Source organism: Nonomuraea sp. NPDC003754, from assembly GCF_053605785.1.
In genome coordinates this window covers 52,270-68,259 of the sequence record NZ_JBSGJX010000023.1, presented here as the reverse complement: position 1 = coordinate 68,259, position 15,990 = coordinate 52,270, and the positions used below count along the sequence as shown (strand labels likewise).

General features: G+C 69.8%; 13 protein-coding genes. 3 read left to right on the top strand and 10 right to left on the bottom strand.

Annotated features, from left to right (window positions below; genetic code table 11):
• The first annotated feature begins 160 nt into the window (after positions 1-160).
• The 3 genes from ACWEVS_RS26860 (at position 161) to ACWEVS_RS26850 (ending at position 3,494) form a co-directional block, all read left to right on the top strand.
• Entirely contained in the window at positions 161-1,207 is a 1,047-nt protein-coding gene (locus ACWEVS_RS26860; RefSeq protein ID WP_452553903.1) for a phosphotransferase family protein, read from the top strand.
• Between the two features lie 43 nt (positions 1,208-1,250).
• On the top strand, positions 1,251-2,003 hold the full coding sequence (locus ACWEVS_RS26855; protein WP_449917347.1) for an SDR family oxidoreductase: 753 nt from the start codon (positions 1,251-1,253) through the stop codon (positions 2,001-2,003).
• A 108-nt stretch (positions 2,004-2,111) separates the two neighbouring features.
• Entirely contained in the window at positions 2,112-3,494 is a 1,383-nt protein-coding gene (locus tag ACWEVS_RS26850; protein WP_452553902.1) for a GH39 family glycosyl hydrolase, read from the top strand.
• Here ACWEVS_RS26850 and ACWEVS_RS26845 read toward each other — a convergent pair.
• The 10 genes from ACWEVS_RS26845 to ACWEVS_RS26800 all read right to left on the bottom strand — a co-directional run bounded on the left by ACWEVS_RS26845 (position 3,491) and on the right by ACWEVS_RS26800 (position 15,973).
• Positions 3,491-4,297 (bottom strand): SDR family NAD(P)-dependent oxidoreductase, encoded by an 807-nt coding sequence (locus ACWEVS_RS26845; protein WP_354913612.1) that lies wholly within the window; start codon positions 4,295-4,297, stop codon positions 3,491-3,493. The two genes, ACWEVS_RS26850 and ACWEVS_RS26845, sit on opposite strands and share 4 nt — an antisense overlap.
• Positions 4,298-4,347: 50 nt before the next feature.
• Positions 4,348-5,535 carry a DUF418 domain-containing protein gene (locus ACWEVS_RS26840; protein ID WP_452412596.1) on the bottom strand — a complete coding sequence of 396 codons (1,188 nt, stop codon included), beginning with the start codon at positions 5,533-5,535 and terminating at the stop codon, positions 4,348-4,350.
• A gap of 50 nt (positions 5,536-5,585) precedes the next feature.
• A complete protein-coding gene (locus tag ACWEVS_RS26835; protein ID WP_452553901.1) occupies positions 5,586-8,498 on the bottom strand; it encodes a hypothetical protein in 2,913 nt (970 codons plus the stop codon).
• Between the two features lie 8 nt (positions 8,499-8,506).
• A complete protein-coding gene (locus ACWEVS_RS26830; protein WP_354913607.1) occupies positions 8,507-9,832 on the bottom strand; it encodes a lipopolysaccharide biosynthesis protein in 1,326 nt (441 codons plus the stop codon).
• Positions 9,825-10,628, bottom strand: coding sequence for a polysaccharide deacetylase family protein (locus ACWEVS_RS26825; protein WP_449917334.1), 804 nt, complete (start codon positions 10,626-10,628; stop codon positions 9,825-9,827). The genes ACWEVS_RS26830 and ACWEVS_RS26825 overlap by 8 nt, the downstream gene beginning before the upstream one ends.
• The gene (locus ACWEVS_RS26820; RefSeq protein ID WP_449917332.1) at positions 10,625-11,566 is read right to left on the bottom strand and encodes a glycosyltransferase family 2 protein; all 942 of its coding nucleotides are present in this window, start codon (positions 11,564-11,566) and stop codon (positions 10,625-10,627) included. Before ACWEVS_RS26820 ends, ACWEVS_RS26825 begins: the two co-directional genes overlap by 4 nt.
• 9 nt (positions 11,567-11,575) lie before the next feature.
• Positions 11,576-12,412, bottom strand: a complete 837-nt coding sequence (locus tag ACWEVS_RS26815; protein ID WP_354913602.1) for a glycosyltransferase family 2 protein — start codon at positions 12,410-12,412, stop codon at positions 11,576-11,578.
• 211 nt (positions 12,413-12,623) lie between these two features.
• The gene (locus tag ACWEVS_RS26810; RefSeq protein WP_354913600.1) at positions 12,624-13,754 is read right to left on the bottom strand and encodes a GNAT family N-acetyltransferase; all 1,131 of its coding nucleotides are present in this window, start codon (positions 13,752-13,754) and stop codon (positions 12,624-12,626) included.
• Positions 13,751-14,119, bottom strand: a complete 369-nt coding sequence (locus tag ACWEVS_RS26805) for a hypothetical protein (RefSeq protein ID WP_354913599.1) — start codon at positions 14,117-14,119, stop codon at positions 13,751-13,753. The genes ACWEVS_RS26810 and ACWEVS_RS26805 overlap by 4 nt, the downstream gene beginning before the upstream one ends.
• 261 nt (positions 14,120-14,380) lie before the next feature.
• The gene (locus ACWEVS_RS26800) at positions 14,381-15,973 is read right to left on the bottom strand and encodes a sigma-70 family RNA polymerase sigma factor (RefSeq protein ID WP_452553900.1); all 1,593 of its coding nucleotides are present in this window, start codon (positions 15,971-15,973) and stop codon (positions 14,381-14,383) included.
• Positions 15,974-15,990: the final 17 nt, after the last annotated feature.

Here is a 15,990-nt window from a genome sequence, read left to right as displayed (position 1 = left end):
CGGCATGGTCGGGTGTCGGGGGTACTTCCTGAGCAGACCATGCATGGCGGTTCACAGCAAACGTTAAGGGATATGGGGGAGTGGTGGGCCGCCACTGCTGGCAAATTTAGGGAGTTCTCATGTTGGTGGCGTGAACAGAACCAGGTTCTAATGTGGTTCCATGACGGTACCTGGCATTGACTGGCCGCGTCTGGCCGCGTGGATGGGCGAGCACGTGCCGGCGGCGGGCGCGCCCGTCTCGGTGTCGCTGATCTCCGGCGGCAGGTCCAACCTGACCTATCTGATCGAGGCGACCGAACAGCGGGTGGTGCTGCGCCGCCCTCCGCTCGGCCACGTCCTGCCGACCGCGCACGACATGCGCCGCGAGTGGCGGGTCATCTCCGCCCTGGACGGCACGCCGGTACCGGTCCCCCCGCCGCTCGCCTTCTGCCCCGACGAGGACGTGATCGGGGTGCCGTTCTACCTCATGGGCCACGTCGACGGCGCGGCCGTCCGCGACAGGGACGAGCTGGGCGCCCCGGGGGTGGAGGAGACCAGGCGGCTGTCGCAGCGGCTGGCCGAGGTGCTGGCCGAGATCCACGCGGTCGACTACACGGCCGTGGGCCTCGGCGACTTCGGCCGCCCCGACGGCTACCTGGCCAGACAGCTCGATCGCTGGTGCCAGCAGTGGGCCCGTTCCGCGGACCGCGAGGACCCCGTCTACGACCGCCTCGTGGCCCGCCTGCGCGAGCGCATGCCCGCCACCTCGGCCGCCACGCTCGTGCACGGCGACTACCGCCTCGACAACACGCTGGTACGGCTCGCCCCACCGGAGATCCGCGCGGTCGTCGACTGGGAGATGTCGACGCTCGGCGACCCGCTGGCCGACCTGGGTCTCACGCTCACCTACTGGCACGACCACGGGGACGACGAGCGCGCCTCGATCCCGGTGGCGGGCGACGTCACGCTCGCCCCCGGCTTCCTCAGCGCCGCCGAGTTCGCCGCCCATTACGCCAAGGTGTCCGGCAGGGACCTCGCCGACCTGGACTTCTACGTGGCGTTCGGCAACTTCAAGCTCGCGGTCATCGTGCAGGGTATCCACGCCAGGTTCCGGCAGGGTAAGACCGTGGGGGAGGGGTTCGACCGCATCGGCGACGCCGTGCCCCTCCTGCTCGCCCGCGCCCACCGCACGCTCGACCACCGCACGCTCGACCACGGCATCTCGTGATCCGGCCCGGGCAGGGCGCACCAGCGACAGCGAAGGAGATCCGATGAGCAGCGTTGTCCTCATCACCGGAGCCGCCAGCGGCATCGGCGCCGCGGTGGCGCGCAGGATGGCGGCGGGAGGGGCGCGATGCCTCCTCGTCGACCTCGACGAGGCGGGCGTCGAACGCGTCGCCAAGGAGGTCGGCGGGGCGTGGCTGGCCGGCGACGTCAGCGACCCCGAGACCTCGCGGCGCGCGGTGGACCTGGCCGTCGAGAGGTACGGCAGGCTCGACCTCGTCCACCTCAACGCGGGCATCGCCGGCGGCGTCGACCTGGCCGCCTTCGACCTGGAGCGCTACCGCCGCGCCATGGGCGTCAACGTCGACGGTGTCGTCTTCGGCGTCAACGCCGCCGTGCCCGTGCTGGCGGGCTCGGGCGGCGGCGCGATCGTCGTCACCGCCTCGCTGGCCGGCCTGGTCGGCTACGACGGCGACCCCGTCTACACGATGACCAAGCACGCCGTCGTCGGCCTGGTCAGGGCGCTGGCCGAACCGCTGGCCAGGACGGGGATCAGGATCAGCGCGGTGTGTCCCGGCTTCACCGACACCCCGCTCGTCGCCGGGCAGCGCGACATGTTCGTCGGCGCGGGCTTCCCGCTGCTCACGGCGGAGGACGTCGCGGGCGCCGTGGAAGCGGCCTTCTACACCAATGACCCCGGTACCCTGCTGATCGTCCAGCCAGGCAGGCCGCCGGTGCCCTACCGATATGCTGGCGTGCCGGGGCCCGCCGGAGGGCAGCGGCCGCCGACTCCCAGCTAATCGGTAGAGCAACATTCAAGCGTTCTGTAACCGAGCCGGTTACCTTTGGTGGAAAGCCGGGCACATCGACCCGGCTCCGTCATGTTGGAACGCTTCAGGAGGACCCCGGTGATACCGACGAACGGCCGTCACGCGCAACGGCGCTCCCCGTGGCCGATCGCCCTGGCCGCCGGAGTCGTCGCGGTGATCCTCGTCGCCGGCATCATGATCTACGCGGGCACCAGGACCAGGGGCGCCTCGGGCGAACCGGCCACCATCCCGCCGTCGCAGGCGGCGCCCACGCTGGCGGCGCCGCCCGTCACGGAGGGCTGGCCGCGCTGGGGCGTCACCCACACCCAGTACAGCGCCGACCAGGACACCGACGAGGGCAAGAACGGCGCGGCCAACGTGCTCGGCCGCGAGCCGATGCTGCAGAACCAGCACGTCATGGGCTGGGGAGCGGGCAACCCGGAACCGAGCCCCGGCCGGTACGACTTCCGTGACCTCGACCGGCGGATGAAGCTGATCTCCGAGACGCGGGGCATCCCGATCATCACGCTGTGCTGCGCCCCCGACTGGATGAGGGGCGGCACGCCGGGCCGTACCGACTGGACGAAGAACGCCACCACCGCCCCCCGGCGCGAGCACTTCGACGACTACGCCAAGCTGGCCGCGACCGTCGCCAAGCGCTACCCGACCGTCAAGCACTTCATGGTCTGGAACGAGTTCAAGGGCTTCTGGAACCAGACCACCAACACCTGGGACGCCGAGTCCTACACCGACCTCTACAACAAGGTCTACGACGCGCTGAAGCAGGTCAACCCCGAGATCAAGGTCGGCGGGCCGTACGTGCCGATCGACCATCACGCGCCGACGGCGGGCGAATCGCCCGTCACCGGCCCGTGGGGCACCGTCGACCGGCGGGTGCTCGGCGCCATCGAGTACTGGATCAAGAACAAGAAGGGCGCCGACTTCGTCGTCATCGACGGCGCCACCATGACCAGGGACCAGCCGCCCACCCCCAACGAGTTCAGCGCGACGGCCAAGTTCACCGCGATCACCGCGTGGTTGCGGCAGCAGGCCCCCGACCTGCCCGTCTGGTGGGCCGAGTACTACATGGAGCCGGAGAACACCGGCTGGACCGAGGAGCGGACCGCCGCGGTGCAGGCCACCGCGATGATGGAGTTCGCCAAGAGCGGCGTGACCACCGCGCTCTACTGGAACCCGCACAAGAAGGACGCCGGCGCGTGCCACGCCTGCCTGTGGGTGCCCGGCACCGGCGAGGAGATGCCGATGGCGGGCCTGCTGAGCGGGTTCGTCAAGTGGTTCCCCGCGGACGTGCGGCTCGAGCAGGTGACCTCGAGCGACCCGAAGGTGCGCGTGCTCGCCCAGCCGCAGCAGATGGTGATGGTCAACACCACCGATGCGCAGCTGACGGCGACGGTGGACGGGCAGCAGTTCACCTTCGGGCCCTACGAGATCAAGTGGAGCCAGCGCGGCAGCACCGGCTAGACGGCCTTGAGGAACCCGCCGTCGACGACGAACTCCGCGCCCGTCGTGCTGGCCGAGCGGGGTGAGGCCAGCAGGGCGATCACGTCGGCGACCTCCTGCGGCTCGACGAGCCGGCCCGTCGCCAGGTTCATCATCTGCGGCGCCACCGTGTCCATCACGCTGTCACGGTCGGCGCCCGTGACTCCGGCGAGGATGTCGGCGGCGCCGCCCTCCTCCGTCCACCACGCGGTCCTGACCGGGCCGGGGGCCACGGTGTTGACCCTGATGCCCTGCGGCGCGTACTCCTCCGACAGCGCCTTCGACACGTTCAGCAGGCCCGCCTTGGCCGCCTGGTAGTCGACGTTCATCGCGCCGGGCTGCCGCACCGCGCCGGTGGTGACGTTCACGATCGCGCCGCCGCCGCGCTCCAGCAGGTGCGGGATCGCCGCCCGTACGGCCCGCACGACCGCGAACAGGTTGAACTCGAACATCTCCCGCCAGTCGGCGTCCGTCGGCGCCAGGAAGCTGAAACGGGGGAGCTTCACGCCGGGCGGCGGGCCGCCGGCGTTGTTCACCAGGATGTCGAGCCCGCCGTAGACCTCGACGGCACGCTGCACCGCGGCGGCGGGCCCGTCGGGGTCCATCAGGTCGATGGCGGCGTGCGTCAGGTTGGGTCCGGCCAGCGCGTCGAGCTCGGGGTTGCTCTTGCGGGAGACGGCCACGACCTTCGCCCCCTCCTGAAGGAGGGTGGCGACGGTGGCGAGGCCGATGCCCTTGGAGGCCCCGGTGACGACGGCCACGCGGCCGGAGAGCTGCAGATCCATGAGTGAACCTTTCAGTGAATGTCGATACATCCCCTGAAACACCGGCCCCCTCAGGTCGGTTGCACTTTTTTCGCGGGAATCTTCCAGTAGGTGAGCGCGCGCAGGAGCCACTCCACGGGGCCGTAACGATGGCGGTGCAGCCACCAGTGGCTGGCGGCCGCCTGGAAGGCGAAGACGGCGAGCGCGACGAGCATCTCGGCGGGCGGGCTGACCCGGTCGACGAGCGCCAGGCCGTACCCGGTGAAGATCAGCGAGCAGATGGCCGACTGCCCGAGGTAGTTGGTCAGCGCCATCCGGCCGGGAGCGGCCAGCAGCCGGCCCAGGCGCGGCAGGTGCGGCAGCAGGCGCAGCAGCGTGGCCGCGTAGGCGGCGGCCAGCAGGGGCGCGGTGACGAGGTCGACCGCCTGGCCGAGCAGGCGCAGCACCCCGCTCGAGCCGCCCCAGGTCGAGTAGGCGTGGATGGCCTGGCCGGCGATCCCCACCGTGAAGCCGTAGCGCTGGAGCGTGCGCAGCGTCGCCGGGTTCGGCGCGCGCAACGCGCCCTGCTTGCCGAGGGCGAGCCCGACCAGGCACGCGGCCAGGACGGCGGGCCCCTGGAACAGCACACGCAGTACGGCGATCATCGACAGCTCGTGCAGGTGCTCGGCGATGATCATCCCGGGTCCTCCGCGCAGCAGCATGTCGGTCCTGAGCGCCTCGGCCACCCCGCCCGAACCCGTGCCCGGCACATGGAAGCCGAGGCCGGCCGCCACGGCGGCGAGGACGAAGGCGACGGCGAGCAACGACGTCAGCGTGACGGCCGCGATCAGCGCGGTCCGCGCCGGGAGCGTCCGTAACGCCAGCAGCGCGAGCCCGACCACGGCGTAGGTGGCCAGGATGTCACCGGGGAACAGCAGCACGCCGTGCGCGAGGCCTAACAGGAACAGCCCGGCCAGCCGGCGCAGGAACATCGGCGAGAACGCCGCGCCGCGCCTGGCGGCCGAGTCGAGTTGCAGGGTGAGGCTGTAGCCGAACAGGAAGGAGAACAGCAGGTAGAACTTGTTCTCCAGGAACATGGTGACGAACCAGCGCACCCCCCAGTCGAGGGGGCCGTCGAACCCTGGTTCCGGCAGGCCCGCCATCCGGTAGCCGGAGCCGAGGAAGGCGATGTTGACGGCAAGGATGCCGAGCAGCGCGAAGCCACGCAGCGCGTCGACGGCGGCGATCCGGTCTCCGGACGCGCGAGATGATGTCCACATCAAGGGGACATCATCTCGCAACCTAAGGGTTTGCTGTGACTTTTCAGAATTTAGTGGAACATATTTAGACCGATGTAGAGGAATCGCTCCACGATCACGGCGAGCGCGATCACGAACGCCGGCACCGCCACCCACAGCAGCCTGCGGCGGGCTCGCGGCGCCTTGTCCCTGCCGTGCAGGCGGATCACCTCGTAGGAGAACAGGGCCAGCCAGGTGACGGCCAGGGCCAGCACGCCGACGACGCTCCAAGGAGAGCCAGGATCGCCGGGACCGCCGCTGGCGTAACGGGGCGACGGGATCTCGGTGCCCTTGACGAACTTCTTCCACGTGTAGAGCGCGGCGCTCTCGTTGGAGTAAACCTTCTTGATCTCCTTGGAGCCGTCGAGCGCGGCCACGAACCGCTGGTACCAGTCGTCCGGGTAGCCCTCGTTCAGCTGCAGGTAGGCGGCCTGCCCCCGGGTGACGGCCAGGAAGGTGTTGCGCTCGCTGCTCTTGAGCTTGTCGACCACGCCCTTGATGTCGGTCGGGTCCTTGTGGACCAGCGCCTGCTGGGTGAAGTCGACCTTCTCGAAGTCCTTCTCGCCCCACGGCAGGATCGGCGTGACCTCGGGGCCGAGCTTGGGCGTCAGGTAGAGCACCCTGGCGCTCGGCTGGTCGTGCTCGTAGACGTAGCGCATCGCGGCGACCTCGCCCGCGGTCACCCGCTCGAACTTCTCGTTGCCGTAGCGGGCGATGAGGAAGGCCATCGACAGGGCGACCGCCACGCACGCGGCCAGCACGATCGAGACGATCCTGGTGGTCCGCGGGTGGAACCTGACGTTGCGCTTGCGGAAGGGCACCGTCTCGTCGGAGGCGTCCTCGCCGTCGGCGGGCAGGTTGGGGAAGAAGGCGTAGGCGGCCAGCAGGCAGGCGCCGGGCAGCATGAACATGTAGACCCGCAGGCCCATCTCGCCGCCGTAGCTCTGCAGGCCCATGGCCAGCACCGGCACGCACAGCAGGACGAGCGCCGCCCTGTCGAACACGCCCCGGCGCAGCCGCCTGAACAGACCCGCCGCCGCCAGCAGCAGCACGACCGCGCAGATGCCGAGACGCGTCTTGAGGACCAGCGCGTGGATGGGGTCGCTACCCGCGATCCGGTCACCGGTGCCGCGCTGCAGGTTCTCCAGCAGCCGGCCGATGCCGCCGAAGATGGCGTCCATGTTGCCCTGCCAGAACCCGACCGTCTGGTAGCTGATCCACGCCAGCACCACCAGGCCGAAGAAGAACGGCAGCGCCCACGTCAGCGAGGTCCGCTTGACCAGCAGGAAGGCGGTCAGCACGCCCAGCATCATGAACGGGGTGATCTGGTGCGAGGCCGTCGCGGCGAAGAACAGCGCGATCAGCATGAGCAGCATCAGCAGCTTGTCGGCCCTGAAGGTGCCGGTGTAGGCCAGCTCGCCGGGCAGCATCGTGTCGAGCTTGGCCAGCAGCCTGCGGATGCGGCCCTTGGCCGGCAGCGGCCTGGCGCGCGTCTCCACCTTGCCGAACCAGCGCAGCAGGATCGCCACGAAGGCCAGATAGAGGGCGAAGGTGAAGCCCTGGGGCGAGAAGTAGTCCTGGCCGATCCACTGCACGAGGATGAACAGCAGTGCCGCGAACCACCTGGCCCGCGTGGTCGCCACCACCTGGCGCAGGATCAGCACGAAGGGCAGCAGGTAGAGCAGGTTCGACAGCAGCGGCGTCCAGTTGAGGATCGTCGTGAAGTCGGTGATGCCCGCCGCCTTGCCGACGAACGCGAAGAGCGCGAAGAAGCCGGGCCAGGCCATCCGGGCGTCGAGGGAGATGGCCGTCTCGCCGGTCCTGGAGATGAAGTCGACGAAGCCGGCGTGCACGTACGCGGTGGGGAAGCGTGGCGCCTCGGCCACGATCGCCCCCGCTCCGTGCAGGGCGAACGTGATCGCGGCGATCTGGAACAGCAGCAGGAACTTGCGGTCGGTGCTCTGCGTGACCGTCATGAAGAACGAGACGATCATGAGGATGATCGCGAAGAACGCGCTCAACGGCATCGCGGAGATCAGCCCGAGCCCGCTGATGTCGGCGGGGTCGACGCCCCGCAGCGGCCCCGGCGAGACCCGCAGCGCCAGGACGTACATGAGCAGGCCCTCGATGACCAGCACGACCGGCAGCCAGCGGGGCGCGCTCTGCGCCAGCGCCGCCAGCCGCGCGCCCCACCCCGGGGCGGCGGGCTTCCGCTGCGGTACGGCAGGCGTCCTGGGCGCGTCTGGAGCTTCGGGGACTCCGGGGGCTTCAGGGGCTTCAGGGGCTTCGGGGGCTTCGGGGGCTTCTAGGGCTTCGGGGGCGCGGCCGACGTGCGCGAACTCGGCGACGGGGACGCGCTTGGCGACGGTCGTGGCCTCGGTGCCGTCCTCCTGCTCGTCAGCGGCCTCCTCGGGCTGCGCGCCGGTCCGGGGCGCAGGCGAGGGCAGGCGTACGACCTGGGTGACCTCGGTGACGTCGTCGAGCTCCGGCTCCGGATCGGGCGGCCGGATGACGGGGTTGGTCTCGTCGCCGTCGCCCTCGTCCCGCCCGGGCAGGGCGGTCTCCAGGGTGACGTCGTCCTCGTCGTCGTCCTGCGCCGCCTGCGGCAGGGCGCTCTCCCCGGTGGTCTCGTCGTCGGAGGCCTGCGCCGCCTGCGGGAGGGCGCTCTCCTGGGTGGCCTCGTCCTCGGCGATCTCCGGGTCGTCGGCCTCCGGGTCGCCGGGTGGCGGGGCGGCGTCCTCGTCCGGGGCGCCCGGCTCACGGGCACCGGCCTCGGGAGTGGCGGGCTCGTCCAGGGGGATCGTGATCCGGGGGATCACGCCGGTGGCGTCGGGGTCGAAGCCGGGCTCCTCCGACACGTCGCTCTCCTCCACCTCCGCGGCGTCAGAAGCCGCGGACGTGCCGGTCGTGTCCCTTGCCATCGCCTCGCCCGCCGGTTGCCTCACGTTGACCATCATGCGACCTCGGGCGACGCTTGCGTGACGCGTGGTTGCCCGGTATCGCCATGTCTGAGAATTTTACGGAGACTTCTGAAGATCAACAACGCTACCAAAATCTCGCTGAAGAGAAGACCGTATCCCACGGCGTTCACGCCTGCGACCGGGAAGAGCGCCATGATCGAGGCGAGCACGAGCACCGCCAACCCGATCTGCACCACCGCCAGCTTCCGCGCCTGCCCGAGCGCGCGCAACGAGCTCAGGTAGACCTCGATGAGCACCCTCGGCAGGACCGCCAGCGCCATCAGCCGCAGCAGCGTGGTGCCCTCGACGGCGAACTCCGAGCCGAAGATGGTCAGGATGAGCGGGGCGGCGACCAGCGCCACGCCGATGATCGGTCCGATGATCATCAGGGCGCGCTTCAGCGACCTCCTCGCGTTGGCCGCCAGGCTCGAACGGTCGAACGAGCCCTCCACCGTCAGCGAGACCGCCATGTTCATCGCCAGCAGCTCGATCATGCAGCCCAGCGTGTGCGCCATGGAGAAGCGCCCGAAGGCGGCCTCGCCCAGCCTGGCCGCGACCAGCACGGGCACCAGGTAGACGATCGCCAGCATCGACAGCGTGCCGGGGAAGTCGCCGGCCAGGAACCTGCCCATCTCGCGCAGCCGCGGCGGATCGGCGTTCTGCTCGGCCGTCGCGCGGATGTGCCGCGGCACCTGGATGCCGAAGATCAGGAAGTTGATCGGGACGAGCGCGATCGCCGTCGGGATCATCCAGGAGACGAAGATGCCTCCGTCGGGCAGCCGGCTCGCCAGAACCGCCAGCAGGGCCATCTTGACCACGCCGAAGACCAGGTTGTTCACCGGCACCCAGGTGGCCTGGCGCAGCCCGGTGAGCGCCACGTCCTGCAGGGTGAACACCGACCACACCAGCACCGAGCCGAGGAAGAACAGGCTCATGGCGGGAGTGCCGAGCACCGCGTAGATGTCGCCCCACACCGGCAGCGTCAGCAGGAAGCCGACGGCGGCGGCGCCGCCCGTGGCGGCCGCCATGCCGTACCCGCGCAGGATGACGGCGCCGGTGCCGCGGCCCGCGACGGGGATGTACCTGGCCAGCGCGCCCACGAAGCCGAGCGCGGTCAGCGAGGCGAACAGCCGCATCGCGGTGATGAGCGCCTGGCCCCTGCCGAACTCCTCGGGGGTGTAGAAGCGGGTGGCCAGCAGCCAGTAGCCCATGCCGAGGGTGGCGGTGATCGCCGTGTTGGCCATGAGCGCGTAGCCGTTGCGGAACAGCGGGTTGCGCAGGTCCTGCAGGAGCTTGTGCAGGACCGTTCGCTCAGACATTCCCGCGTACCCGCTGCAGCCCGTATCTGGTCCGCCGCACCACGGCGTAGCCCTTGGTGAGCACCCTTTCCCGCAGGTAGATCAACGGCACCGCGGAGCCCTCGACGGCGCGCCTGAACATGCTCATCGACGTCTGCCTGCCCACGGTGAGCCGCGGGATGGCCAGCAGGTCGTGGCGGTCGGCGGCCAGCGCGTTGTTGACCGCGCAGGCCGCCCAGTAGCCCGCTCTGCGCACCTCGCGGCGCACCCTGGCGCTGGAGTAGCCGTAGGGGTAGGCCATCGTGGCGACCGGCGCGCCGATCCTGTCTTCGAGCAGCCCCTTGTTCCTGCGCAGCTCCTGCCGCAGCTCGGCGTCGGGCAGCTGGTCGAGCTGGGGGTGGCTGTGGCTGTGGCCGCCGATCTCGATGCCGGACTGCGCGATCTCGCGCGCCTGGCCCCAGGTGAGCATGTCGTCGAGCGGGCGGCCCGCGGCGTCCTTGCCCGCGTCGGCGACCCAGCCGCTGGTCAGGAAGACCGTGGCGGGGAAGTCGTACTGCTCGAGGATCGGCAGCGCGTTGGCGTGGAAGTCGGCGTAGCCGTCGTCGAAGGTGAGCACGACCGGCTTGTCGGGCAGCGACCGGCCGTTGTTCTTGTGGACGGCGGCGACCAGGTCGGCCACCGTCAGCGGGGTGAAGCCCCGCGTCGACAGGTAGTCGACCTGCTCGGCGAAGTCGGAGGTGCGCACCGCGTGCGGCCTGGTGTCCTGGTTGGGCCGCTCGGTGATCGAGTGGTACATCAGGATCGGCACCCTGATCATGCGCGCACCGCCTTCAGCCGGGCCGAGCCGACCACGTAACCCCAGGTCGTCCAGGCCAGCCCGATCACGATCGCGAAGGCCCTGCCGAGCCCCGACGCGTCACCGCGCACCGCGTCGCCCAGGCCGCGCAACGCGCCCAGCGGCAGCGCCTTCAGCGCGTGCGCGCGCTCGCTCTTCAGCCCGTCCTGCGTGCCGACGCTCTGCGTGACCAGGGCCTTGGACAGGCCCTCGGCGTAGCAGCGGGAACGGAAGTAGGCGAAGGTGGCCCGCTGGGCCGGCACCTTGTGGCCGATCACCGCGGCGGGCTCGTACAGCATGACGGAACCGGGTCTGCGCTGGGCGAGCCTGATGCAGAACTCGGTCTCCTCGCAGCCCAGCGGGCGGCTCTTGCGGCCCTGCACGCTGCGGCCGATGCCGCTGTGGAAGCCGCCGACCTCGCCGACGGCCTGACGCCTGAACGCGGCGTTGCCGCCCATGACGTTGCGGATGGGCGACCGTACGGCGGGCATGCCCCGGTAGCTGCACCCCACGGTCCAGTCGAACTCGTGGGGGAACCAGCCGGGGCGCCTGCCGGTCTGCCAGAGTGGGTCGGTCCTGCCTCCCACGCCGACCACCGCGGGGTCCTGGAAGCCCTCCTCCAAAGCCTCCAACCACCCCGCGTCGGCCACGGCGTCGTCGTCGAGATAGGCGACGATGTCGCCGGTCGCCACGTCGGCCCCGGTGTTCTTGCCGCCCGACAACCCCTTGTCGTGGGCGTTCTCCACCACGATGGCGCGTGGATAGGCCCGCTTCAGCTTGAGCAGCAGATCCGGGTTGTAGTCGACGACCAGGATCAGCTCATGCGCGGGACGCCGCTGGCGTTCGACGGACTCCACCGCTTCCCTGATGTCCTCCCAGCGGTCCTCGGTGTAGACGCAGATGACGACCGAACTTTTCATGACGGACCTTTACGCGACGCCCCGATCAGCCGCCGGGCGAGTGGCGGGCTCGGGCACGGGCCGCGCGGGACGGCGGCGCCGCTCGCGCAGGATGGTCTTCAGCACCCTGATGCCGTCGCGGACGGCGTGCAGGTTGCTCTCACCGTGGATCCGGCAGCGCTCGTGACTGGGCACCTCGTGCACGCGCAGGCCCGCCTTGGCGGCGCGCACGTTCATCAGCGTCTCCACCTCGAAGCCGTCGCAGTCGAGGTCGAGCACCGGCAGGTGACGGGTCCAGAAGGCGTTGTAGCCGTAGCACAGGTCGGTGTACTTGGTCCGGTAGAAGACGTTGACCAGCGTGGTCAGCACCTTGTTGCCGAAGTAGCGGCTGAAGGTCAGGTCGTCGCTGCCGCCGCCGGAGATGTAGCGCGAGCCCTTGACGAAGTCGGCCCCGGTGACGAGCGCGCCCACGAACGAGATGATCTCGTGGCCGTCGGTGGAGCCGTCGGCGTCGATCATCACGATGATGTCGCTGGTGCACGCGGCGAACCCGGCCGCCAGGGCGTCGCCCTTGCCCTTGCCGGTCTGGGTGACGATCTTGACGTTCGGCCTGAGCCTGCGGGCCACGGCCACGGTGTCGTCGACGGAGTTGCCGTCGACGAGCACGATCTCGTCGATCCACTGCGGGATGGTGGCGAAGACGTGCGGCAGGTTCTCCGCCTCGTTCATCGCGGGCACCACCACGCTGACGGTCGGGGAGATGGCCAGGTGAGGCGTGAGCGGTGTGAACCGCTCGATCGGCGGCATCGATCGCAGGGCCGCGCCCTGGACCTTGTGGCCGTTGGTCTTGATGATGTCGGGACTCATGGTGCGCTAGTTCCTTCCGGGACCTGTCGCTGCCGTACGGACCCGGGGCCATCCGCGATCACACGGATCGTCAGGAATGGCAGAAGTGACGAACGGTGCATGAAGGGTCCAAGTGGAGTGAGGGTGCCATTGGTGCTGCTGGTGGTGCTGGTGGTGCAAATGGTGCTGGTGCTCGTGCTGGTGGTGCTGTACTGCCGAGGGACGAGAGCGCTCAGCGCGCTCCCGTGGGTTCCTTGGCCACTCGTTCCGATGACGAATCGGACTGCAGAGTCGTGCGCACCCGCCCGAATCCCTTCAGTACGCGATCGGCCACCTTATAGAGAGACGGTCGGTCCAGCACGATTGTTCGCGCCTTGTTCACGGGAGTCCTGCCGATCCAGTGGACGGCGGCGGCCGCGGACGGGCGGGACACCCGTCCCTCGGAGACGTAGAGGACTCCGCTCTTCAGCCAGTCCTTGTACTCCTTGCCGCCCTTGCCCATGTCCACGGCGAGCAGTCCGGCTCGCGCCGCGTGCTCGGCCATCTGCAGGTGGTGCACGATGCCGGGGGAGTAGCGGGCGAACTCGGTGTCGTAGGCGGGGAACCAGCCGACCAGGGTGGTCGCCGTGCGCAGTCCGAAATGGCCTGCCACCGGAGTGTCACCGGCGTAGAGCATGGTGAGGACACCGGAGAAGTCGGCGGAACGCTCGGCGTGCATCAGGTCGATGAGCTCCACGATCCACGGCTGGGCGAACCTGTCGACCCTGCCGGTCCTGCGGTACTGGTCGGACTTCCAGTTCAGAAGCACGCGCAGCACCTCGGGATCGGCCGTGCCGTACTCGAAGCGCAGTTCGCCCTGCTCCCTGCCGAGCTTGCGCTCCTTGTAGCGCACGGTCTTCAGGTTCTTCGGCGAGTTGCTCTTGACCTGCTCGATCCAGGCGTCGAAGCCGTCGGAGAAGTCCATGATCGGAGCGGGCCGGACGTCGGTCTCGTACGGCGCGAACGTCGGCTGACCGGCGACCATGTGGTCGAAGTCGAAGACGCTCAGCTTGGCGGCCCGTAGGAGGGCCTTCGTGTCCATCTTCAGCCCGGGGGCCGAGATCAGGCCATGACACGTGGTGAGGAAGCCGCCGAGCGGCTTGCCGATGCCGAAGCTGTGCCGTTCGTAGGGGAAGAAACCGGCGATCGAGTCGCCGTCGTGGATGACGGCCACTCTCACGTAGTCACGCAGGCGATCCATGGCGAGCGCGAACTCGATCGACAGGAAGGGGTTGTCCAGCGAGGGGTCCGCCTTCTGCAGCTCCCGCCATCGAACCCGCTCGGGGTCGCCGAGTTCGCCGGGGCGAACGATCGAGATTCTCACCGTGACCTCGCCCCCAGATCGCTTTGCATGTTCTTCCCCCGATACAACACGCGCAGTACGTACATGAACCCAGCGAGCACGGCGACTGTCGCAACGCCGGCCCGTGGGGACCATGCGTCGAACAGAAGCATGGCTTGGGCAAGGAGAACGTTAAGGACGAGACTCGCCGCGGCTCCTACTGATAGTGCGGCAAGAGGGTCACGATCACGCAACAGTCCGACTACCGCAGCACCAGGAACGACCAAGAGGAACAAAGAGATCAGAAGTGGACGCAATGGCGTCTGGATATCGGCGAGCGCGATCACCGCCCCCGCGATGCACGCGGCCGCGAGCACCCACGTGAGCGCCCTCCACTTGCTGATCATCTCCCCACTCCCGGTTGCTAGCTGGCGTAGACGTGACTGATCACATAGTTCATGGGATCAACCATGTCTCGGGCTCGTCAATGCCGACGTCTGACGGCAGCTCCAGGTTTACCGGACATGCCAAGATTCCAATGTGTTGTTCAACACACTGTCAAGAGCGTCCCACACTGCGTGGCCCCCAGGCCCACTAGCTTGCCCTATCGCGGGAGATCATCATCGCGCGAAGTCGGGTTTGTTGGTCATTGTCGCCAAATTGAGCTCTTAATCACCTTGCGCCTCATGCGTCGCCGTGCTGTGCGCCACACCTGGGTCCGGTGTTTCGGACGGTACAGAAGAGGGCGGATCGTCGGTCGGCTCGGGGACATGGCCGTCCTGCCCGCTCCAGGAGACGGCGCAGGAACCACCGCCGCCGTTGGACCTGATCGTGACGGTTCCCGCGCCGCCGGAGCCGGGATCGTTGACCGTCACCCAGATCGACACCGACCGGCCCGCCTTGATCGACCCGCCGGAGGGGAAGACGTCGAGCCCGTCCGACGCGCCCGCGGTCCAGGTGACGGCGGCGTCGCGCGCGGCCAGCCGTACCGTGCCCGCTCCCGCGACCGTTCCCGGGCAGGTGACCGACAGCCTGGCCGCGGGCGCGGGCGGCCTGGTGCGGGTGACCGACGGAGCCGGGCGCCGGGCCGACGGCAGGGCGGCGGGGGTTCGCACCGGCCTGGCCGCCGTCCGCGACCGGGGCGCCCGCTCCTCCGTACGGCCCGCCGAGGGCGTCGGCTCGACCGTCTCCTCGCCGTCGCCCAGCGCTTCGGGTTCGGCCAGCGGCTCAGCCGAGGGGTCGGCAGGCGCCGGCTCGTCGGCGGAGGGAGCGGCGGAGGGATCGGCGGAAAGGGCGGTGGTGGGCGCGATGCGCAGGGCGGCGGGCTCGGCCTGGCCGTTCATCACGATCATCGCCCCGGTGGCGGCCAGCACGCACGCCCCGACGGTCAGGACCGGCGCCAGGCGGCGCGGCCTGCGGCGGGAGCGGCGCTCGGCCATCACGGGGAAACCCGTCCTGTCGAAGCTGTCGCCGCGCTCGGTGATCAACGTGCGGGTCTGGTCGCGCTCCGGGCTGGTGCAGGTCTCGATCACCCTGCGGCGCAGCGAGATCGGCGGGAAGGCGACGGGCACCATGTCGAGGAGCCTGCCCGCCGAGACGTGCCGGTGCCTGCCCTCGGTGCAGACCTCGCAGCCGCCGATGTGCCCCGACAGGCGGCGGCGCAGGATCGGCGTGAGCGGCCCTTCCCACGAGTCGACCATCGCCGACAGGTCGGGGCAGTGGGCGCGTCCCGTCCTGGCCAGCACGACCGCCGCGGCCGCGTTCTCCAGATGGTCGCGCGCCCTGCCCAGCCTGGTCGCGGCCTGCCTGGAGGTCAGCCCGAGCACCGCCCCCACCTCCGAAGGGGTCAGCCCGTGCCGCAACGAGAGCTCGAGGACCTCACGCTCGCCCCTGCTCAGCTCGCCGAGCGCCTCGTGCACCAGCTCGGCCAGCTCGGGGTCCTCGGGGTCGTCGAGCACGGGGGGCGGGGTGCCAGGCGTCCGGGGGGTCTTGGCCACGCTCTGGAAGCGGGTCAGGGCGTACAGCCATGCCCGCAGCCTGCCGCTCTCCTTCAGCTGGTCGGTACGGCCCTGCGCGGTCACCAGCGCGTCGTGCACGGCCTCGGCGGCGGCGGCGCGGTCGCCGGTCAGCGAGCAGGCGTAGTCGTGGAGCCGCTCGGCGTAGGCGTCGTAGAGGTGGGCGGGAGCGTCGGGGTCGGCCCGGCGCAGCGCCATCACCAGCCGGTGATCGTCGGCGCGGTCGACAGTAGGCCATCCGGGCACGGATCTTCCTCCCCGCG